General features: G+C 71.9%; 15 protein-coding genes and 1 pseudogene. 6 read left to right on the forward strand and 10 right to left on the reverse strand.

The features are described from left to right. Positions 1 to 77: 77 nt before the first annotated feature. Complete coding sequence (locus WME85_RS09850; RefSeq protein ID WP_437837337.1) at positions 78 to 650, forward strand: NADPH-dependent FMN reductase; 573 nt, start codon at positions 78 to 80, stop codon at positions 648 to 650. A gap of 61 nt (positions 651 to 711) precedes the next feature. Here the strand turns inward: WME85_RS09850 and ylqF are convergent, their stop codons facing one another. The 4 genes from ylqF to WME85_RS09870 form a co-directional block, all read right to left on the reverse strand. Beyond that, positions 712 to 1,611, reverse strand: coding sequence for a ribosome biogenesis GTPase YlqF (ylqF, locus tag WME85_RS09855; protein WP_437837338.1), 900 nt, complete (start codon positions 1,609 to 1,611; stop codon positions 712 to 714). 30 nt (positions 1,612 to 1,641) lie between these two features. Then, positions 1,642 to 2,352 carry a DsbA family oxidoreductase gene (locus WME85_RS09860; protein WP_437837339.1) on the reverse strand — a complete coding sequence of 237 codons (711 nt, stop codon included), beginning with the start codon at positions 2,350 to 2,352 and terminating at the stop codon, positions 1,642 to 1,644. Between the two features lie 68 nt (positions 2,353 to 2,420). Then, positions 2,421 to 4,118, reverse strand: a complete 1,698-nt coding sequence (locus WME85_RS09865) for a rhomboid family intramembrane serine protease (RefSeq protein WP_437837340.1) — start codon at positions 4,116 to 4,118, stop codon at positions 2,421 to 2,423. Between the two features lie 125 nt (positions 4,119 to 4,243). Beyond that, on the reverse strand, positions 4,244 to 5,026 hold the full coding sequence (locus WME85_RS09870) for an endonuclease/exonuclease/phosphatase family protein (RefSeq protein WP_437837341.1): 783 nt from the start codon (positions 5,024 to 5,026) through the stop codon (positions 4,244 to 4,246). A gap of 151 nt (positions 5,027 to 5,177) precedes the next feature. Here WME85_RS09870 and WME85_RS09875 point away from each other — a divergent pair, with 151 nt between their 5' ends. Genes WME85_RS09875 through WME85_RS09885 form a run of 3 tightly spaced genes read left to right on the forward strand, consistent with a single transcriptional unit; the run spans position 5,178 to position 6,670 of the window. Then, complete coding sequence (locus WME85_RS09875; RefSeq protein WP_437837342.1) at positions 5,178 to 5,315, forward strand: hypothetical protein; 138 nt, start codon at positions 5,178 to 5,180, stop codon at positions 5,313 to 5,315. Next, positions 5,315 to 5,749, forward strand: coding sequence for a GNAT family N-acetyltransferase (locus WME85_RS09880; RefSeq protein ID WP_437837343.1), 435 nt, complete (start codon positions 5,315 to 5,317; stop codon positions 5,747 to 5,749). Before WME85_RS09875 ends, WME85_RS09880 begins: the two co-directional genes overlap by 1 nt. 30 nt (positions 5,750 to 5,779) lie before the next feature. Beyond that, complete coding sequence (locus WME85_RS09885; protein WP_437837344.1) at positions 5,780 to 6,670, forward strand: SDR family oxidoreductase; 891 nt, start codon at positions 5,780 to 5,782, stop codon at positions 6,668 to 6,670. Positions 6,671 to 6,898: 228 nt separating this feature from the next. On the opposite strand, the gene WME85_RS09890 is transcribed toward WME85_RS09885, so the two are convergent. The 6 genes from WME85_RS09890 to otsB all read right to left on the reverse strand — a co-directional run bounded on the left by WME85_RS09890 (position 6,899) and on the right by otsB (position 17,794). Next, a complete protein-coding gene (locus WME85_RS09890; protein ID WP_437837345.1) occupies positions 6,899 to 8,176 on the reverse strand; it encodes a trypsin-like serine protease in 1,278 nt (425 codons plus the stop codon). Positions 8,177 to 8,409: 233 nt separating this feature from the next. After that, on the reverse strand, positions 8,410 to 9,282 hold the full coding sequence (locus WME85_RS09895; protein ID WP_437837346.1) for an ADYC domain-containing protein: 873 nt from the start codon (positions 9,280 to 9,282) through the stop codon (positions 8,410 to 8,412). A 390-nt stretch (positions 9,283 to 9,672) separates the two neighbouring features. Next, positions 9,673 to 13,572: an nSTAND1 domain-containing NTPase gene (locus WME85_RS09900; RefSeq protein WP_437837347.1), complete on the reverse strand. Its 3,900-nt coding sequence runs from the start codon at positions 13,570 to 13,572 to the stop codon at positions 9,673 to 9,675. Next, positions 13,569 to 15,332 carry a sigma 54-interacting transcriptional regulator gene (locus WME85_RS09905; protein ID WP_437837348.1) on the reverse strand — a complete coding sequence of 588 codons (1,764 nt, stop codon included), beginning with the start codon at positions 15,330 to 15,332 and terminating at the stop codon, positions 13,569 to 13,571. The genes WME85_RS09900 and WME85_RS09905 overlap by 4 nt, the downstream gene beginning before the upstream one ends. A gap of 628 nt (positions 15,333 to 15,960) precedes the next feature. Further along, positions 15,961 to 16,806, reverse strand: a complete 846-nt coding sequence (locus WME85_RS09910) for a PPK2 family polyphosphate kinase (protein WP_437837349.1) — start codon at positions 16,804 to 16,806, stop codon at positions 15,961 to 15,963. Positions 16,807 to 16,984: 178 nt separating this feature from the next. Continuing rightward, the gene (gene otsB, locus WME85_RS09915) at positions 16,985 to 17,794 is read right to left on the reverse strand and encodes a trehalose-phosphatase (protein WP_437308867.1); all 810 of its coding nucleotides are present in this window, start codon (positions 17,792 to 17,794) and stop codon (positions 16,985 to 16,987) included. A 337-nt stretch (positions 17,795 to 18,131) separates the two neighbouring features. On the opposite strand from otsB, the gene WME85_RS09920 reads away from it, so the two are divergent. Next, positions 18,132 to 19,316, forward strand: coding sequence for an MFS transporter (locus tag WME85_RS09920; protein WP_437837350.1), 1,185 nt, complete (start codon positions 18,132 to 18,134; stop codon positions 19,314 to 19,316). A gap of 165 nt (positions 19,317 to 19,481) precedes the next feature. Further along, positions 19,482 to 20,176 (forward strand): annotated as a pseudogene (locus tag WME85_RS09925) (LLM class flavin-dependent oxidoreductase); the annotation flags it as partial. Positions 20,177 to 20,182 lie beyond the last annotated feature (6 nt).

Consider the following 20,182-nt stretch of genomic DNA (forward strand, 5'->3'; position numbering starts at 1 on the left):
GCCGGCCAGCGCAGCAGGACCTCGCGCCGTCGTCCGGGGGCAGGAGCGCCAACCATCGCTGGAGGGAGCCGTCATTCATGAAGATAGGGATAGTGCTCGGCAGCACGAGGACCGGGAGGCAGTCGCACAAGGTCGCCCATTACCTGGAGAGGAGATTGCAGGAGAGGCGCGTCGCGACCGACCTCATCGACCTGGCGGAGAGCCAGCTGCCCATCCTGGAGGAGCGCGGCGGCCGGCACCCGCAGCTCCAGGCGCGCGTTCAGGGCCTGAGCGCGCGCCTCCACGAGGCAGATGGCCTGGTGTTCGTGACGCCGGAATACCACGGCAGCTTCTCCGGCGTGCTGAAGAACGCCCTGGATTACTTCTGGGAGGAGTTCAATCGAAAGCCGATCGGCGTGGCCGCGGTCTCCGCCGGGAAGCTCGGAGGCATCAACGCCTCGACCCAGCTCCAGCACGTGATCCTGAGCCTCGGGGCCTTCCCGCTGCCGACGAAGCTGCTCGTCCCGGAGGTCCAGAGCGCGTTCGACGAGTCGCTCCAGGTGAAGGGCGAGAACGTCGCGAAATCGACGAGCAGGTTCCTGGACGAGTACCTCTGGTTCGCCCGCGCCATCGTCGAGGCGAAGCGCGCTGCGCCAGAGCAGGCGGCGTAGCGACGGCGGCGCGGCGGCGCGGCGAGAACGCGTCCGGATCGCCGCGCCGCCGCGGCGCGGATCAGGCGCTCTCCTCGATCCCCGACGGCTCTTCCAGCCCCGGCGGCTCCTCCAGGCTGATGCGCCCGAGCCGCCCGGCGCGGAAGTCGTGGACCAGGATGTCCGACGCCTTGTGCAGGTCCACCGCCCCGCCGCCGCGCAGGCAGCCGCGGCGGCGGCCGATCTCCTCGATCAGCGCGGCGGCCGACGCCGGGAGCTCCTTCAGCTTGTAGCGGGCGACGAGGAGCTCGGGATAGCGACGCAGGAAGTGCCCCGCCGCGAAGAGGGCGACGCTCTGGTAATCGATGGCCGTGTCCGGGATCGCCCCGCCCACGGCCAGGCGGAACGAGGCCGCCTCATCGTCGATCTTGGGCCAGAGGATCCCCGGGTTGTCGGAGATGGCCATGCCGCTCTTCAAGGTGACGAGCTGCTGGCTCTTCGTGACCGCGGGCTCGTCGCCCACCTTGGCCACCTTGCGCTCCATGAGCGTGTTGATGAGCGTCGATTTGCCGACGTTGGGGATCCCCACGATCATGGCCCGCACCACCTTGCCAGGGCCGTTCTTGGGGGGCGCGAGGCGCTTGCAGAGCTCCGGGATCCGGCGCCGCGCCTCGGACGACTGGTTCGCGGAGATCGCGAGCGCGAGCACCTGGCCGCCGGGCGGCGCCCCGTCAACCGGCGCCGGGTGCTCCGCCTCGAGGTGACGGAGCCACGCCTTCGTGACGGCCGGGTCCGCGAGATCGCTCTTGTTCAGCACCTTGATGCACGGCTTCTGGCCGCGCAGCTCGGCCACGACCGGGTTCTCGCTGGCCCGCGGCATGCGGGCGTCGAGCACCTCGATGATGACGTCCTGCGACGGCATCGACTCGGCGAGCACGCGCCGAGCCTTGGTCATGTGGCCGGGATACCATTGAATCGACATCCGTCGCGTAGCTCTATCACGCCCGGAGGCTCAGGCGCACCCGTCCGGGCCGCACGCGGCGCCCTCGGCAAACGCCTGCTCGGGCTCGGCAGCCGCCTCGTCCCACGCCTTCTGGAGCACGCCGAGGAGCTGCTCCGCCGGCTGCGCGCCGGAGGCGCCGTAGCGCCCGCCGAACGCGAAGAAAGGGACGCCCGTGATGCCGATCGCGCGCGCCTCGGCCTCGTCGGCACGCACCTCGCGCGCGTACGCGTCGCCCGCGAGCGCGGCGCGCACCTCGTCCGGGTCGAGCCCCGCTTCCCCGGCGAGCCGGGCGAGCACCTCCGGGTCGCCGATCGCCTCGCCCTCGGTCATGTAGGCCCGGAGCAGCCGCTCCTTCACGGCGTCCTGCACGCCGCGCTCGGCCGCGAGGTGCAGCACGCGGTGCGCGTCGAAGGTGTTGCCGGGCCGGACCTTCTCGAAGTGGAGATCGAGCCCGTCCGCCGCCGCCACGTCGGTCATCTGCCGGATCATGGCCTCGGCCCTGGCGACGGAGGCGCCGTACTTCTTCGCCAGGCGCTCGGCGTACGGGACGGGCGCGTCGAGGACGCGCTTCGCCGAGGGGTCGAGCTCGAACGCGCGCCAGACGACCTCGACCGAATCCCGGTGCGGGAACCTGGCGAGCGCGGCCTCGAGCCGGCGCTTGCCGACGTAGCACCAGGGGCACGCGATGTCGGACCAGACATCGACACGGAGCTTCTTCATGGAGCGCAACGTAGGTCCCCGCGGCGCGTCCGGCCAGGCGCCCGCCGCCGGCCGCGCGCCGCCGCGCCTCACTGCAGCCTGATCGTCGCTGCCACCTTGTCCTCGAGCCCGCCCCAGGACGCCGGCCGATCCTCCGCCAGGTAGGCCTTGAGGAGCACGTCCCGGTCCTCGAGCACGACGAAGTAAGACACCACCTGCATCCCGCTCTTGAGCTCGTGCCTGACGCTCAGCGCCGGCCTTCCGCCCAGCGTCACGCGCTTCGCCGGGCCCAGGGGGGCGGCGCCGTCCGGCGGCGTCTGGTCGAGCTCCTTGCGCCCCTGCTCGAGGTCCGCGTCGAGCTGCTCGGGCGTCGTCTCGCCCTGGCGCGGGACCACCATGAGCTGGAACACCACCGGCGTGTCGGGCAGCCGCCCGTACGTGTGGAGGCGGACGCCGTCGATCTCCTCCACGGACGCGGCCCGCGCGAGCGACCCCGGCAGGTCCAGCGCGACGCCCGTGTCCGCGACAGCGGTGCGCGTCAGCGCCGGCGGCGCGGCGAGCTCCCACGGGCGGCCGACGGCGAGCGCCACCACCACGGACAGCGCCATCGCCGCGCCCATGAGCGCGGCCGCCGCCGTGAGGAGGGGGCGCGGCCTCGGCTCTGCGTCGGACGGGCGCTGGCGCTGCGCGAGCGGCGTGAGGCCCCGGGGCAGGACGGTGACGGCGAGCGCGAAGCCGGCGACGCCGCCGCCGAGGTGCGCGAGCAGATCGACGCCGGGCATCATGCTGATGGCGAGGTTGAGCCCCAGCGGCCACCACGCGCGGCTGCGCATCCGCGCGATCATCGAGGGGGGCAGGAGCCCGTGGGGCCGGAGCGCGACGCCGATGCCGGCGGTCATGAGGCCCCAGATCGCGCCCGACGCGCCGACGCTCCACCGGCCCTCATCGAGCGCGCTGCCGACGGCGCTCGCGATCGCCCCGCCCAGCGCCGAGGCCCCGTAGAGCAGCAGGAAGCGCCGCGGGCCGACCAGGGCCTCGAGCATCGGGCCGAGGGACCAGAGCGCCAGCATGTTGACGACCAGGTGCACCGGGTTGGCGTGCAGGAAGGCCGAGGCGAGGAGCCGGTAGACCTCGCCGCGGCGGATCGCGTCGGCGTTGGCGGCGCCCATGCGCCAGAGCGCCGCGTCGTGGGTGCCGGAGCCGAAGGCGTAGCTCACGGCGAGCAGCAAGGCGCACGCGATCACGAGCGTCGCCGTGACGCGGCGGCTGCCCGAGAGCCGGTCCACGATCGCGCGCTCCTGCTGCGCCAGCGCGAGCGCCGCCGCGAGCGCCTCGGGGCCGATCGGGCCCACCTCGGCGAGGCGCGCGTGAGCCGCCGCGAGGAGCGGCAAGGCCGGCCCCTTCACGTCCGCGAGCGCGCCCGCCGCGTCGAGGTGGTGGAAGCCCATGCGCACGGGCTGGATGATGGGCGACGCGCCGGAGAGCGCGGCCCGGCCCGCGGCAGCGCCGCCGCCCACCACGACGAAGTGCGCCGGCGGCCCGCCGGGGGGGATCGCCTTCACCAGGCGCCCGAGCCGGGCGCGGATCTCGTCCGCCGAGGCGTCGGCGGCGGTCGTGACGAGCACGAGCCGCACCGGGGCCGTCCGCCCGACGAGCTCCGCGACGACCGCGTCGCAGTGGAGGAGCAGGAGGTCGTCCCGCCCCTCCAGCAGCGCGGCGAGCAGGCGGTCGCGTTGAATCAAGGTCTCGTCCCCGGGCGCCGGGCCCACGGTCGGCAACTCCACCACGCTCTATCTCCTCACTCGTGCGCTGCTGCGAGAGGCCCCGCGAGCGTAGCGGATAGCGGGCGCGCGCAGGACAGCGAAGCGCGGCGGGGCGTGTGCTTCGCGGTGCGCGCTCGGCGGCGCGCGCTTCAGGCGACCTCGGCGACGACCGCGTGGTGGTCGGACGCGGCGCCGACGTCGACGACGTGGGCCTGCGCGAGCCGGCCGGACAGCCGCGGGGAGAGCAGCACGTAGTCGGTCCGCGTCTCCACCTGCGCGCCGGGGCGCCCGCGCAGCGCGGTGGCCCAGCGCGCGGCGCCCGGCCGGACGCGCAGGGCGTCGGTCCAGCCGAACGCCTCGATCGCGTCCATCGTGTCGAACCGCGGCGGGCTGCCGTACTTCTCGATGCCGGCTGCCCTGAGGCGCGCGTCGAGGTCCGCGGGGTAGGGATCGCGCCGCGACAGCGCGTTGAGGTCGCCGGCGAGCGCCCAGAGGCCCGCGGCGAAGCGCTCGGGCGGCACGAGGGAGAGCAGCCAGCGGGCCTCGGTGAGCCGGCGGTCCTCGCTGCCCGCGTTGAGGTGGGTGCCGAGCACCACGAGCGGCTCGCCCGCGAGCGAGAGCTCGACCTCGACGATGCAGTGGGCCAGCGCGTCGGGCGCGTGCACGCGCGCCTCGACGAGCGGCGCCCGGCTGACCACGCAGACGTGGTTGCGCCGGCCGTTCGGCCGCGGGTTGGCGCGGCCGAGCACGGCGTGCCGGTCGCCGGACGGCGCGCCGATCGCCTCGGCGACGGCCCGGAGCCGGGCGCCGTCCTCCCAGCCGACGCACTCCTGGAGGACGAGCAGGTCCGGGCGCGCCGCCGCGGCGATCGCGAGGATCGCGTCGAATCGGTCCTCGCCGCCGAAGAGGATGTTGAAGGTCATGATCTTCATGTCGGGATCAGGCTAGCTCGTCACGCCGGAGCGGCTCCAGGGCGCGCTGAATCCGGTGGACGCGGCGCCGGCGACAGCGCACGAATCGGACGTGGCCGCGCGCGGGGCCGCGCCCCGGCCTGACAGACGCTGACAGACGATGGATCCGACGATGAGCAGCACCGAGCACCGAGGCCTCCAGCGCGCCCTGCACCGCGTCCCCGGTTCTGCCGGCGCCCGGGCGGTCGCGTCCCCGCCGCGCGCGGGCGCCGAGGGCAGCGCCCCCTGCGCCGCGGGGGAGAGGGCGTGATGGCCGGCGAGATCATCCCGATCCGCAGCGACTCGCCGCTGTACGCCGGCGCGCTGCGCCTGCGGTTCGACGTCTTCGTCGTCGAGCAGGCCGTGCCCGCGGACGTCGAGATCGACGAGCTCGACGCCGACGCGCAGCACTACGTGGTGCTGGAGGGCGACGAGGTCGTCGCGACGATGCGGATCGTGCCGTACGACGGCGCGCTCAAGGTGGGTCGCGTCGCGGTCAGGAAGGATCTCCGCGGCACCGGGCTCGGGCGGCGCCTGCTCGAGGAGGCGATCCGCATCGGCGCGGCGCGGGGCGCGCGCGCCCTGGTCCTGAACGCGCAGGTCTCGGCCGCGCCGTTCTACCGCAAGCTCGGGTTCGTCGAGGAGGGGCCGATCTTCGACGAGGCGGGGATCCCGCACACGAGGATGGTCAGGGTGATGGCCTGAGCTCTGGAGCGACAAGGAACGGGTGAGCCGATGACCACGCAGCGGATCCTCCTCGCCGGCGCCACGGGCGCGGTGGGCTTCGAGCTCTTGCGCCTGCTCCGCGCGCGGGGGTGCTTCGTGCGCACCCTCTCCCGCGTCGAGGCGAACGCCACGCGCCTCCTCGGCCTCGCCTCCGAGGTCGTCGTCGCCGACGCGGCGGAGCCGGGGGCCGTGAGCGGCGCGCTCGCCGGCGTGGATACGATCGTCTCCTGCCTCGGCGCGAATGTCTCGATGACGCTGCGCGAGCGCAGGAGCTATCACGACGTCGACGTGGTGGCGAACACGCACCTGCTCGAGGCCGCGAAGCGGTCGGGGACGCGGCGCTTCGTCTACCTCTCGGCGCAGCCTGGCCCGGGCTACGCCCACACCCGTTACCTCGCCGCCCACCTCCAGATGGAGGAGCTTATCCGCGCCTCGGGTATCTCGTTCTCGTTCGTGCGCCCCACCGGCATCTACTCCGCGCTGAGCGACATGATCAGGATGGCCCGCGCCGGCCTGGGCACGGTGCCCGGCGACGGCCTCGCGAGGACCAACCCGGTGCACCCCGTCGACGTCGCGGAGGCGCTCGCCGAGGTGGTCGCCGGAGGCCCGGACGTGCTGCCCGTGGGCGGCCCCGACGTCATGACCCGCGACGAGGTGATGCGCCTCGCCTTCGACGCCGTCGGCAAGAAGGGGCTTATCGTGCACGTCCCTGCAGGGGTGTTCCGGGCCACGAGCGTGCTGCTCGCGGGCATCCATCCGCGGCTGTCGGATCTGCTGGAGTTCGCGGCGGCCGTGACGACGTCCGACTCGGTCGCTCCGGCGCGCGGGACGCGCCCGCTGCGCGCGTATTTCGCGGAGGTCGCCGGGGCGAGAGGCTGCAAGTCGCCGGGAGAGGGCTAGTATCCCGGCCGAGCTTGGTCGGATCCAACACAAATCCTGGCGGAGCGCGGGGCAAAGAGATCGAGGAGACGGCCGCGGGGGCCGCCTCGATGGTGGATACCTCGTCGCCACACCGTCAGCATCCCGCAGCATCCCGCGTGCCGCAGATCTCTCCCCGTGGCGAGCAGCTGGTTTCCGACGCCGGTGGGGCCGCGACGAGCGCACCGCAGCCCCAGCCGGGCGCGGCTGTCAGGGGGCGCCGGCTGCCGTGAGCACGCGGCCGGCGCGAACGTCGATTGCTGCCGTCCAGACGCCCGGCGACGGCACCGTGCGCGGAGGGTCGATGTCGGGCGATTGCTGGGGAGCGCGCAAGCCCTGGAGCCACGTCAGGGTGTCTTCGGCGAAGATCGCGTAGACGGCGCCGAAGGCGCACCTGGGCTCGGAGGCGTCGAGATTGATGCTGCCAGAGACGACGCCGTACACAGCGAACCCCTCGTCCGTCTGGCTGACGAGAGGGCTGCCCGAGTCGCCCTTGCAGGGTTGCGCGCCGTCGACGCCGCCGTCGAACCACGCCTGATAGTCTTCGAGCAACGACATTTCGAAGACATCATCCATGTCCATCTCGTATGTATCGCCACCATCAGGTCCAATTGTCCAGTGTGTCCATGTGCGAACAAATGCCAATGCCTCCTCTTGGGAGCGCGAATCCATGGGCGTGTCATCTCTCCAGATTCTAGCGCAATTGTTGAAGTTATCCGGCGTTCCGAAGGCGTCCTGGAGGAACCGGCCCTTGAGGGCGCGAAGCGTGAGCTTGGCGACCTGGCCGCCAGCGCCAACCTGGGTATTTCGGTTTCTCTGAAAGAAGTAACCGGCGGCGGAGAGAGACTCGCCTCGCTCGATGTCGTCCTTGACGAGGCTGCGAACCTCGATCGAGACAGCGGGCTCATCGGCGTCCTCCTCGAGGAACATGACGGCGACATCGCTGCCCACGTTATTGAAGCCGCCTTGACTACGAGACGGGTCGCAGAGAGGGGCGTGGTCGACGACTTTGATCCGGTCTGGACCACGACGAAACCAGACCGCTTTGCTGTCGTCGATGTTCTCTTTCGCGCAATGACACGCGGTAAGTACCTTGTTCCTGCCGATGAGCGAACCAGTGCAGAACGGCGCGAACTCCGTGCTTCCATCTACCTGCTGCTCCAGGATGCCCACCGCGGACAGCACCTCGTCGTCCTCCGCATCCGCCTCGGCCTGCGAAGGGCTCGGCTGGTACGCGCACTCCCCGGTCGCAGCTCCGGAGCCGATTGTCTGCGATGATGTGGTGGAGTCGTTTGCCAGGGCATCGCAATCCGACCTGTTCGAGCAGTCGGGGGCCCCCTCCGGCGGTAGCTCAGCGCGGTGGTTCGTCGAATCCTGTCCCTCCAACCCGCCGTCCGAGCACCCGGAGAGCTCGCCAACGGCTGCCGCCAACAAGGCGGCGGCGGCAAGGGTCGGCTGGTATATCTTGAAATCCTGTCGAGGTGCCATGAACTTTCTCCGTCCGCGTGGGTAAATTGCGCTCCGTTGCGCCGTCGGTCGAGCCGGACGTCGCGACGCTCGCGTGCTCGCCCTCTCTGCAGGCATGGGACATCGCTCAGTCTACAAATCCGAGAGGACGGGCTCGCGGGAACAGGACCGCATCGACGCAGGGGCGCAACGAGAAGGGCACGAGTGGAGACTGGCTCTGTTCCCCTGCGCCCCCCTCACGCCATTGCGATCCGCTATTCTTCCCCCCGTCCTTTTCTTCCAGCTGGCTCTTCCCATGCTCGAACGGTCCCCTCCCGGACATTGTTTCGCCCGCTGGAGCGCACCGCCGATGAATTGAAGATGAGTGGTGTGCCAGGAGACACCAGCTTCTGGGCTTCCTCTGGAGAGTCGCACCTCCGAATCTTGGCGCGACACTCTTGCCTCAAGAGCTTCGGCCAGCGCGGATGGTGCATGCAGACCGCGCCCTCCCGTGTCCAGGCAGCTTCGAAATGTTGTCCTTCTTGCGAGCAGGGTTCCTCTATGCGCGCGCTGTCCCAGACGTCGATGGGTGTACCGGGCTCGGTCGCGGAAACGCCGTCTCCGCAGTAGTCGGCGGTCGACATTCTTATGCATGCATCATAGAGCGCGAGGATGGTCGGGTTCTGCTCGGCGTACCCCGGGTGGTAATTCCACGGGTCCGCGCACTTTGCCGCGGCGGTGTCGGGACAAGCAAAGCTGAACAGGCCGTTCCCGGTCGTGTGAACCCCCTTCTCGTCCCAGGTGCCCGGCACCACGAGGGCTGGTTCGTCGTCTTTGCAGAGCGAGACGAACACCGGCTCCATGCCCGGCTCGCTCAGCCGTGGATCCTGGACCTCCACACGATATTCCCACACGCCAGGGAGATCCGGGTGCATCGTCGTGGCGACGATTCGCGCGGAGATCGGGAACTCCATGGTCTCGTCCCGCGTGCACCTGTCGAAGACCCCGCGGAGCTTGACGCCCGTCCATTGCTCCGCCTGGAGATCCGCACCCCCTCCGCTCTCGAGCGGCAGGGAGGACGCGTCGCGGACGAGCGCGCCTCCCTCGAGTCGCACGCCCTCGAGCGGGCGATCCTGCGCGTCGTACATCGAGCTCAGCGAAAAGTGGACATGGACAGCGATCCTGGGGCCGTTCAGCTTCCTGCCGAGCAGGTCGGCGATCGGCACGTCCGATGGGACGCATTCCTCCCAGCTTCGCGGAATCGTCTCGGGTGGCTCCGATGGCGCGGGCCCCGGAGTCTCCTCCGCGGGATCGTCCGGAGTCGGGGAGGACGGCGTGGCGCACCCGGATGCGCAGGTCAAGAGCGCGGATAAGGCGAGCATCGCCGGCGCCCGCGCCTCCCCAGGACGGGAGTGGACACCGCCGCCGCGGGTAGCGCGCGAGTTGAATGGCAACGCTCGATAACGAGACATCAAGCCCCGATGAACCATGGTGTCTTCTCCATTCTGTCGGCGTGCCGGTGAGCACGCGTGTCATGGCTACTGCGGCGTGGCGCAGATGCGGACCCCGGCGAACACGTCCCGGCGCGCCCTCACGTCGGGCGAGCGGTTCTCCGCCCTCACGTCGCTGCTCGGCGAGAAGAAGCTCCCGCCGCGCACGACAGGTACACCTGCGCCCTCCGCTGCCGAAGCCCACTCCCAGACATTGCCAGCCAGGTCGTGGACGCCGAGCGGACTCCGGGAAGCAGGGCGTGTACCAACTTCATCGGGGCCGAAGCCGAGGAGGTCGCGGCCGTAGGTCGGCTCGTGGTTCGTCAGATCGGCGTCCAGGTGCTCGCCCCAGGGGAACACGCGGCCATCGGCGCCGCGCGCCGCCCGCTCCCACTCCCGCTCGTCACAGACGCGCGCGCCAGGGACACGGCCCGACCGGTCGAGCCAGGCGGAGTAGGCGAGCGCATCGTCGAACGAGACCCCAAGCACGGGGATGCGCAGCCAGTCCTGGGCGACCCGACGGTCGCGACCCCGGTACCGGATCGGCTCTCCTGTCCGAGCGACGACCGGGGTCGCCTCCGGCCCGAACGTGAGCTGGTAGTCGCCGTCCGCCAGCTCCTTGAGCGCGACGGTCATCCCGGACGCGCTCGCCCCCGGCAGCAGCTCTCGCCGCTTCTCCGGCGTCAAGGCGCGCAGGAACTCGATCCACTCGGCGAACGTCGTCTCGTTCTGTGCGATCAGGTAGGCGCCCGTCTCGACCGGGTGCAGCGGTTGGCTGAGGTAATAGCTCCGCGCTTCGCCGACGCTGCCGTACAGGAAGCGCCCCGGCGGCACGTAGACGTAGCCGCGCGGGACGGCCGCCTCGGCCGGCAGGTCGAGGACCACTCGCTGCTCCTCGCCGAGGCCGAGCACGAGCGGCAGCCGGACACGAGCCCGGCCAGGCGCCGAGAGCGTGAAGATCACCGAGCCGGAGGCGATCCTCCGAGCGACGATCGGCGTCGCCCCCAGCCGCTCGGCCTCGCGCGGCGCGGCGTCGAGCTCGACCCGCTCCATCGAGACCTCGGCGCCCGGGGGCGATGTCTCTATCGAGAGCCGCGCAGGCGCTTCCCAGCAGCCGTCGCTCCGGCGCTCGTGGAGCCTGAGCTGCCGTACGAGCTCGTCGCGCTCCGCGACGCGGCCGTCCTGATCGGCCAGCGCGGCGCGCTCGCAGAGCGCGTCGACGAACATCTCGCGTGCATCCTGCCGATAGCCGTCCTGGAGCACGATGAGCTCGAGGTGCCCCGAGACCTCCGCATAGGCACGCTCCACCGTTGCGCCCCGCCGGCGTGCCTGCTCCCAGGCCGGCTCTGCGAGCTCGCTCTGGCCCGCGTCGAAGCGCGCGAACGCGTCGCGCCTCAACCTATCGAGCTCTGCCCGTGCCGCGCGCGCCTGCTCCAGCGCGAGCCGCGCATCGTCCACGCGCCGCGTGAGATCCCGGTGCGCGGTGAGCCGCATGCAGGCGGACGTGAGCCCGATGGCGGCCAGCACGGCGAGCGCGGCCGTCCAGCGGCCGAGGCGCCGCCGCCGAGCCGCGCGGCGCGACATCGCCAGAAACGATGCCTCGCGCGCCGCGAGCGAGGCCTCCTCGATCCGGGACGCCGCCGCGAGCAGCCGCTCGCCCCAGAGGACCTCCGTGGCCCGCCCCGCGCGCTCCCACTCGGCGGCGGCCCGCTCGAGCTTCTGCCGCAGCGCCCGCCCCTCGATGTCGCGGCCGATCCACCCGCGCAGCGTGTCCCAGCCGGTGAGCAGCGCCTCGTGCGCGATGCCGTAGACCGAGCCTGCGCCCCCCTCGGCCTCGCGGGCGACGAGCAGCCGCCCGCGCACGAGCGCCGAGAGCGCGGCGAGCGCCGCCGGCGACGCGGCGGCGGCGGAGAGCAGCTCCGCCTCGACGCGCCACGCCCGCGTCCCCTCCGCCGTGACGAGCGCGAGCAGCATCGCCTGCGCGGCCGCGCGCTGCGGCGGCGCCAGGCGCGCGAGCACCCCGTCCGCGTGCCGCGCGAGCGCGCCGCTCACGCCGCCGATGGCGTCGAGCGCCGAGCCCGGGATCACCCTCCGCGTCTCGTCGCGGGCCTCCCATAGCTCCTCCAGCGCGAACTGGAGCAGCGGCAGCCCGCCCTCGGCGTGCAGCGCCGCCTTCACCAGCGCCTCGACGACCGCCTCGGACTCGAACGACACCCCCTTGGCGGCAGCGGGGCCGGTCACGGCCTCGCGCAGCCGCTCGGCGGTCAGCGGGCGCAGCAGGTAGAGCGCCCTCGAGATCGCGTCGCTGAGCCCTGGCAGCGCGGACAACCGCGTGAGGAAGTCGCTGCGCGCCGCGGCCAGGATGCGCAGGCCGCCCGGGTCGTCGGCGAGCGCGGCGAGCGCCTCGGCCGTCGCCGCCGCCTCGCCGGGCGGCGCGTACGTGCAGAGCTCCTCGAGCTGGTCGACGAACAGCAGCACCTCGCCGTGACGCCGCCGGAGCGCCCGCGCGACCGCGCCCGGCTCGGCGCGGATGCGCGCCGCGAGCGCGACCTCATCTGTGGCACCGTCGCCCCCGAGCAGCGGCAGGAGCGCGGCGGCCAGGCTGTCGAGCGGATGCCGGCCCGGCGTCACGGTGGCCGTCGCCACGCGGCGCCCGAGCGCGCCATCGGCGACCGCGGGCAGCACGCCCGCGCGACAGAGCGACGACTTGCCCGTCCCCGAGTCGCCGGCGACGAGGAGGAACGGCTCGGCGCGGAGCCGGTCGAGGACGGCGAGGACCTCGGCGCCGCGGCCGAAGAACAGGCGCCGGTGCGCGGCCTCGAACGCGAGGAGGCCCCGGTACGGGTTGCCCTCGGGGAGGGACGCCGGGTCGGCCTCCGCGGCGGCGATCTGCTCGAGGGCCTCGCGGAGCGCGTCGCCGTCGGCAAAGCGCCGAGCCGGGTCCCGGGCAAGGCAGCGATCCACGACGGCGGCGAGCCGGGGATCGACGCCGGGCGCGGCGTGCGCGAGCGGGGGCGCGTCGCTCTCGAGCTTCGCCCAGATAAGTGCGTTCATCTCCGGGTTCTCATACGGCGACGAGCCAGCGCAGAGCTCGTAGATCACGATGCCCAGCGCATAGACGTCGGCGCGCGGCGTCGCGGGCTCGCCGCGCCAGGTCTCGGGGGCCATGTAGCGCGCTGTCCCCACGACGCGCCGGCGGCGGGTAGCGGGGCCCGTGGCCGCGCGCGACGCCGGCCTCGCCTCGCTGCCTGGCGGCGCTGCATCCGTGGACGCCAGCGCATGCGCCAGCGGCGCGTCGGTGGTCGACTCCATCGCAGCGCCGTGGACGCGCGGGGGTGGAGGGAACGCGCTCTCGTCCTCTGTGGACACCACGCCGCCCGGGCCGGCGTCCGCGCCTCGGGGGGGCCCGACGGCGCCCTCTGCCCCCGGGCCCGGCGACTCGGCAGGAGTCGGATCGTTCTCGGGCAAGAGCTCCGCCAGCCCGAAGTCGAGCACCTTCACCGTGCCCTCTTCGGAGACGACCGCGTTGGCAAGCTTGATGTCGCGATGGAGCACGCCCCGCCGGTGCGCGGCCGCAACCCCGCGCGCGAGGTCGATCGCGATCTCCAGCGCGCGGCGAGACGGCACCGGCCTCGCGAGGGCATCGAGACTCGGCCCGCGTACGTATTCGGAGACAAGGAACGGCCGACGCTGCACCTCGCCGACCCGGTGAACCGCGACGACGTTGGGGTGCGACAGCCGCGCGACAGCCCGCGCCTCCACGAAGAAGCGCTCGCGCGCGTCTGCGGAGGGCGACTCCGCCGCGATGAACTTGATCGCCACGAGGCGATTGAGCAGCCGATCCTCGGCCAGGTACACCTGGCCCATCCCCCCCTGCCCGAGGAGGCGGATGATGCGGTATTCTTCGAACGCTTCCGGTAACGACCCCTCCCCCGAGTGTCGCTTCATGGCTGGCTCCTCACTTTGCGCGGAACGATGCTGTATTGCTTGAGCTTCGAGGAGAAGGTCCGGATCGGCATGCCGAGGAGGTCCGCGGCGCGCGCCTGCACCCCGCCGGTCGCGTCGAGCGCCTCCTGGATCCGCTGGCGCTCCAGGTCCTTGATCTCCTCGGCAAGGTCCCGGAACTGCTGGGGCGCGGCCGTAGGCGGCGCGGCGCTCCCGGAGCTCGGCGGCGGCGCCGACGGACGCCCCGTCATCCGCCCGGGGAGGTCCTGCGGCTCGACACTGTTGGTCTCCGCGTTGACGCTCGCGTGATCCATGGCGTTCTTGAGGTCGCGCACGTTGCCCGGAAACGGGTAAGCAAGGAGCGTACGCAGCGCGGCGTCGGAGAGCTGCAGCGCGGGCCGCCGGTCGCGGGCGCACGCCTGATCGAGGAACAGGCGGGCCAGGATGGGGATCTCGCGCGGGCGATGGCGGAGCGGCGGGAGCTGGACGGCGTACGCGTTCAGGCGAAAGAGCAGGTCCTGGCGGAAGCGGCGGGCGGCGCACTCGGCTTCGAGGTCGCGGTTGGTCGCGGCCACGACGCGGATATCGACGTCGCGCTCCCGCAGATCCCCGAGGCGCCTGAACCGCCGCGTATCGAGGGCGCGCAGCAGCTTGGCCTGCACCGAGAGCGGCAGCTCGCCCACCTCGTCGAGGAACAGCGTGCCGCCGTCGGCCCGCTCGAGCAGGCCGGGCTTGGGCGCCTTCGCGTCGGAGAACGCCCCTTTTTCGTGGCCGAACAGCTCGCTCTCGACGAGCGACTCGGGGATGGCCGCGCAGTTCAGCGTGACGAAAGGCCGCCGCGCCCGCGGAGACCAGTGGTGGAGCGCGGCGGCGGCGTTCTCCTTGCCAGCGCCCGTCTCACCGAGGATCAGTACGCTCATCTCTTTCCCCGCGAGACGGCGGATGAGCTCGAAGAGGCGGATCATCGCGGGATCCGCGAGGACGACGCGGGAGCTCCCGATGATGTGCTCTATCGCGGTCTCGGCCACCAAGGCGATCGCGCCGGCCCCGGCGACCGCAGCGGCCGCGCGCGCGCCGCAGAGGAGCGTGTCGGCGTCGCACCCGTCGCTCGGATAGGCGGCGAGACCGCCGCGCACCTCGCTCGCCACCGGCGCGAGCGCCCCGACGAGCTCGAGCGCCGCCGCGCGCGCCGCCTCGCCGCCGAGCTCGGGTAGGATAGCGACGAGCTCCGCGGCGCCGTTCCACGCGAAGACGTCCATGCGCCGGAGCGCCGCCGCCGCCGCGGCCTCGACGATCGAGCGACGGGGGAGGCTGCCCAGCGCTACGGCCAGCACGGCGAGGGGACGCGCATAATCATTGGCGCGCTCGAGCTCCTCGCCGAGCCGCTGGTGAAACCGGCCCAGATCGACGGCGGAAGGGCTGACCGCCTGGGGCTCGCGCCAGAGTGTGAGGATGGTATCGCCCACCGTGACGACCTCGCCAGGGTACAGCACGCGCGAGCCTGCAAGACGGTGGCCGTTGACCAACGTTCCGTTGTGGCTGTCAAGATCGACGATCTGGACCTCGCCGTTGGTGACGATGACGCGCGCGTGCTGCCGAGAGACGCCGCGCGCGTCGATGCGAATGTCCACTTCCGGCGAGCGGCCCACGATGAGGCTGCCATCCCGCGGCAGGTCTACCCGGCGCGATGATGCGCTGTCGATGACGAGGAGGTAGCGGGCAACGCCGTCGCCTCCGGCTTGACCCGGAAAATCGAGGGTCATCGAACTCGAGGTTTTTTCGGGCGGTTTGCTCACGGCGGAGCTCCATCATGGAGCGTCGTGAACCGCAAGAGCGTTCAAGGCGCCCACGCCGCACCGGGGAGGGGCCCACCAGCCGAGGATCGGCGAAGCCATTCGCCGGAGCGAGCGCGGCGGCCGCACGGCGGCGGCCGCGTCACGCGCGTGGCGCTCGAGACGTGACGCGCATGCGAGCGCTCCATTGAGGTCCTCTGGACGCAGCCTGGCAATGCTGCCGAGCTGGCCGTTTCTGCCGACCAGGCCAAATCGGCCGGCAAGATCTGCCAGGGTGCTGTTCCCGCCGAGCTGTGTCGTACGGGCGGCCCTTCGATTCGTGAAGTGGAGCTTGGGATACTGAAATCTAGGATGGACGGATTCGATGGGCTCTATCTGTTCAACGACGCGTGCATCGTGGCTGTATGGGGGAACGGCCGCTACGTGGCTGTACGCCGCTCATCCATATAACGAGAGGGGGCGGTCTCCGATCCGCAGCTTGCGGGAGCTCGTCCAGAGCGGCCCGGTGCTTCGTCAAGTGGATGGCGATCTCGCGCGCGCGGCCTCACCGCGGGCCGCGCGCCGCCCGACGCCGCGCCTCCCCACCTCACCGCCGGCCTCATCCCTTGTGTCGAACGCCCTTCGCCTTCCGGTACTCCTCGAGCTCCTCGCGCCCCGACTTCCCGGCCCGATCCAGCGTCTCCAGCCACTCGTCGCGGTGCTCCCGCATCGCCTCGAGCACCGTCTCGGCGACGACGAGGTTGCGGTACCACTTGGCGTCCGCCGGGACGATGCACCAGGGCGCGTGCTTGGACGAGCAGCGCCGGAACACGTCCTCGTAAGCCTCGGTGTACTCGTCCCAGTGCTCCCGCTCTTTCCAGTCGTTCACGTTGAGCTTCCAGGCGGTCGAGGGATTCTTCTCGCGCTCGAGGAGCCGCTCCTCCTGCTCCTTCTTGCTGATGTGCAGGAAGAACTTGATCACGATGGTCCCGTGCTCGGCCAGGAGCTCCTCGAAGTCGTTGATGTGGTCGTAGCGCTCGCCCCAGCGCGACTTCGGCTCCAGATCGTGCACGCGCACGACGAGCACGTCCTCGTAGTGAGATCGGTTGAAGATCGAGAACTCCCCCGCGCGCGGCGCCTGCCGGTGGATCCGCCACAGGAAGTCGTGCTCCCGCTCCTCCTTCGTGGGCACGCCGAACGAGCTCACCGAGACGCCGCGCGGGTTGAGCGCGCCGACGACGTTCTTGATCGCGCCGTCCTTGCCGGCCGCGTCGCGGCCCTGGAGGACGATCAGGACGCTGTGCGTCCTCGCGCCCCACATGAGCTCCTGCAGCTCCAGCAGCTCCTTGCCGAGATCGTGGAGCCGCTCGGCCGCCTCCTGCTTGCTCGCGTCGCGGGGCGGATCGTTCGACACGTCGTCCAGGCGAAACTTCGAATCAGGCTTCGTGAGTCGCGTGATGGGCATACGCGCCAGCCTACAGATCCACCTGTGCCCTCCGCCAGCGCGGCGTCGAGCGCGCGGCGACGGCGCGCCCCGCGCGCCCGCCTCGACCGCTCGCCGGCCCGCTCACGCCGAGCGTCTCGCCGCCGTGCTGATCAGCCCGCTCACACCTATCGCCGCGCCGTCGCGCTGACCAGCCCGTTCACGCGGAGCGCCGCGCCGCCGCGCTGACCAGCCCGCCGCGGCGCGCGGCGAGCTCCCGGAGCAGCGCGATCCACGCGTCGGGCTCGTCGAGCGTCAGGTCGGGCTCGACCCGGGGCTCCGGCCGCTCCGGCGAGGCGATGTACACGCCCACGCCCCCGTTCGCCCGCGCATAGGCGATCGCCGGCTCGTCCGTCGTGTCGTCGCCCGCATAGACCATCACCGTCCCCGGCGGCAGCCGCGCCAGCATGAACGCGAGGGCGCCGCCCTTGTCGTGCGCGGCGTCCCGCGCCTCGTGGATGCTGCGCCCCTCCATGATCACGAGCCCTCGCTGCCGCGCCGCCTCCGCCCACACCCCGAGCGCGGCGAACGCCGCGGGCCGGTCCTCGGCCGAGACGAGCCGCCAGTGGAGCGCGATCGAGCAGCGCTTGCGCTGGACCCAGAACGCGGGGACCCGCCGCGCGATCTCGTCCGCGTCGCGCTCCAGCGCGTCGAGCGCCTCGACCGGCGCCTCCGCCGTGTACAGGAGCGCCCCGCCCGGCGCCGCGATCTCGGCCCCGTGCTCGCCCACGCGCCAGACCGCATCCAGGGTCGCCGTGCGCGCCGCCACGTCGTAGATCGTCCTGCCCGTGACGACCGCCACGGCCGTCCCGGGAGCGTGCGAGAGCGCCTGGAGCGCCTCGAGCGCGACAGGCGCCGCCGCCGCCCCGCCCGAGACCGCGGCGATCTCGGCGATGGTCCCGTCGAAGTCGGTCGCGAGCAGCAACGACGGCGCGGCCGCCGCGCGCTCGATGAACTGGCCAACGTCCATACTGTCCCGGAGCTTACCGTGAGCGGGAGCGGGAAACGATTCCAAGCCGCCGGTGCTGGCGCTCGATTGTGCTGGGGATCGCTTCTCTACGGCGCCGGGCGCAGCGGCGCGGCCCTGCTCGCGACGGAGCAGCCGATCATCACCGGCTGCTTCCAGGGCAGCAGCGCGCGCCCTGGCGGCGCCGCCGGATCGCGTGTGGACATGCGGCATGGGTGTTGCTGACTCGATCGCCTCACGGAGCGTTTGCCGAGCGTCCACCGGACTCTGACCGGGCGCCGGCCGAGCATCGCCCGAGGTCCAACTGCGCACCTTCATCGACAAGAACCGCTTTCTTCTCGTGTTCGCGGCGCTGTCCTCGGTCATGGGCATCAGCGTCGGCGTGGCCAAGGTGACCACGACGCTCTACGCGCTGGACCTCCAGGCGGACGAGGCGCTGCTCGGGCTGATCGCCGGGTCGCAGAGCATCGGGGTGCTGCTCATGAGCATCCCCATCGGGCTCCTCGTCGATCACCTCGGGCCATCGCGGCTGTTCGTGCTCGGGAGCCTCGTCGCCGGGGCGATCTACATGGCCCTGCCGGCGGTCCCGTCGCCGGTGTTCCTGCTGGCCTGCACGACCGCGATCAGCTTCTTCATGCCCATGCGCTTCGTCTCGCTGAGCACCGTGTTCATGCAGCAGCTCGAGACGGTGGGAGAGGGCAAGGCCGGCTGGTACCGCGGGACCCATATGGTCGGCATGTTCCTCCTCGGCCCCATGCTCGCGGCCACCCTCACCCGGGTCCTGGGCTTCCCGGGCACCTACCGGCTGATCGGGGTCTCGTTCCTGGTCACCGTGTTCATGTCGTCGATCGTCTTCGGCCGCTACGCGGCGCGGGCCACCCCCGCTCGCACGCTCCGCCTGTCGGGCGTCCGGTCCGACCTCGCCCTGCTCGCGCAGGACATCGATCTCCGCAGCGTGTGCGTGATCGAGTTCGCGACCCAGTCGGTCAACTCGTTCTTCATGTTCTTCATCATCCCGATCGGCGTCACCGTCGCTCACCTGACGGCCGCCGAGGCCTCGGGGCTGCTCGCGTGGCAGGGCGTGACCTACATCTTCGCGCTGTTCGCGCTGGGCGGCCTCGTGGGCCGGGTGGGGCACGAGCGCACGTACCTCGCCAGCCTCATCCTCGTCCCGAGCTCGCTGCTGCTGCTCGGCCTGTCGAGCGACCTGGCCCCGCTCCGCGTCGGCGGCCTGATCCTCGGGCTCGGCCTCGGGCTCTTGCAGATCGCGAACCTCACCCGCATCGCCCGGATCGGCGCGCGCGTGGGGCGGGGGAAGGTGGCCGGCCTGCACGCCCTGGTGGGGCCGTCAGGAGGGCTGTTCGGCAGCACCGTGGGCGGCCTCGTGGGCCGGAGCCTGGGGCTCCAGACCATGTTCCTGTTCCTGTCCGTGCTCTTCGGCGTGCTCCTCGCGGTGGCGCGCAGGACGTCCAGCGCCGTGGCGGCGGTGCCCTCTGCGTCCGCCGCGCCCGCGGCCGCCGAGTGACGAGCGAGCGGGAGACGCGAGGCGGAGCGGGCGTGTCCGTGACGTAGGGAGTCGCGAGGAGAAGAGAGATGAGCCAGCGCAAGGGTCAACTGAAGCTCGGAGCGTTCCTGATGGCCACGGGCCATCACGTGGCCGCCTGGCGCCACCCGGCGGCGCAGGCCGACGCAGACGCTGGGAGACGCCCAGGTGTTCTACAGGAGCGTGAAGGACCGCCTCGACCGCCACGGGCGCTCGCCGGAGCACCTCAAGATCATGCCGGGGATCTTCCCGGTGGTGGGCCGGACCGAGCAGGAGGCCCAGGACAAGTTCGGCGAGCTCCAGGCGCTGATCCACCCCGCGGTCGGGCTGGCGCTCCTGTCGGGGATGTCGGGCGGAACCGATCTCTCGCAGACCCGGTGGACGGGCCGCTCCCGGACCTGCCGGAGAGCAACGGCGGCAAGAGCCGGCAGAAGCTGCTCATCGATCTGGCGCGCCGGAACAACCTGACCATCCGCGGTCTGGACGAGTGGATCGCCGAGGCGCGCGGGCACAGGCAGCTCGTCGGCACGCCGGAGAGCATCGCCGATCAGCTGGAGGAGTGGTTCGTCAAAAACGCGGCGGACGGCTTCAACGTGATGCCGCCGCACCTGCCCGGCGGGCTCACCGACTTCATCGATCTGGTGGTCCCGGAGCTGCGCCGCCGGGGCCTCTTCCGGACCGAGTACGAGGGGTGGCCCCTGCGCGAGAACCTGGGTCTGCCGCGCCCCATCAACAAGTATCAACAAGTTCCGGACCGGCGAGCGGCCGTGGCCCGGCAAGCTCGAGCCCGCCGTCGCCCCGCCGGTCTCCGCCGCGGCGAGGGCCTCGGCCTGAGGCCCTGACGAAAC

This window comes from Sorangium sp. So ce1153 (genome assembly GCF_051521595.1).
Lineage (GTDB): Bacteria > Myxococcota_A > Polyangia > Polyangiales > Polyangiaceae > Sorangium.

Bases quoted from the DNA above. Each gene is read 5' to 3' on its own strand.
- WME85_RS09885 (WP_437837344.1), top strand. From the start codon at position 5,780: ATGACCACGCAGCGGATCCTCCTCGCCGGCGCCACGGGCGCGGTGGGC.
- otsB (WP_437308867.1), bottom strand. From the start codon at position 17,794: ATGGACGTTGGCCAGTTCATCGAGCGCGCGGCGGCCGCGCCGTCGTTG.
- ylqF (WP_437837338.1), bottom strand. From the start codon at position 1,611: ATGTCGATTCAATGGTATCCCGGCCACATGACCAAGGCTCGGCGCGTG.
- WME85_RS09870 (WP_437837341.1), bottom strand. From the start codon at position 5,026: ATGAAGATCATGACCTTCAACATCCTCTTCGGCGGCGAGGACCGATTC.
- WME85_RS09905 (WP_437837348.1), bottom strand. From the start codon at position 15,332: ATGACCCTCGATTTTCCGGGTCAAGCCGGAGGCGACGGCGTTGCCCGC.
- WME85_RS09860 (WP_437837339.1), bottom strand. From the start codon at position 2,352: ATGAAGAAGCTCCGTGTCGATGTCTGGTCCGACATCGCGTGCCCCTGG.
- WME85_RS09890 (WP_437837345.1), bottom strand. From the start codon at position 8,176: ATGGCACCTCGACAGGATTTCAAGATATACCAGCCGACCCTTGCCGCC.
- WME85_RS09880 (WP_437837343.1), top strand. From the start codon at position 5,315: ATGGCCGGCGAGATCATCCCGATCCGCAGCGACTCGCCGCTGTACGCC.
- WME85_RS09900 (WP_437837347.1), bottom strand. From the start codon at position 13,572: ATGAAGCGACACTCGGGGGAGGGGTCGTTACCGGAAGCGTTCGAAGAA.
- WME85_RS09850 (WP_437837337.1), top strand. From the start codon at position 78: ATGAAGATAGGGATAGTGCTCGGCAGCACGAGGACCGGGAGGCAGTCG.
- WME85_RS09895 (WP_437837346.1), bottom strand. From the start codon at position 9,282: ATGTACGACGCGCAGGATCGCCCGCTCGAGGGCGTGCGACTCGAGGGA.
- WME85_RS09875 (WP_437837342.1), top strand. From the start codon at position 5,178: ATGAGCAGCACCGAGCACCGAGGCCTCCAGCGCGCCCTGCACCGCGTC.
- WME85_RS09910 (WP_437837349.1), bottom strand. From the start codon at position 16,806: ATGCCCATCACGCGACTCACGAAGCCTGATTCGAAGTTTCGCCTGGAC.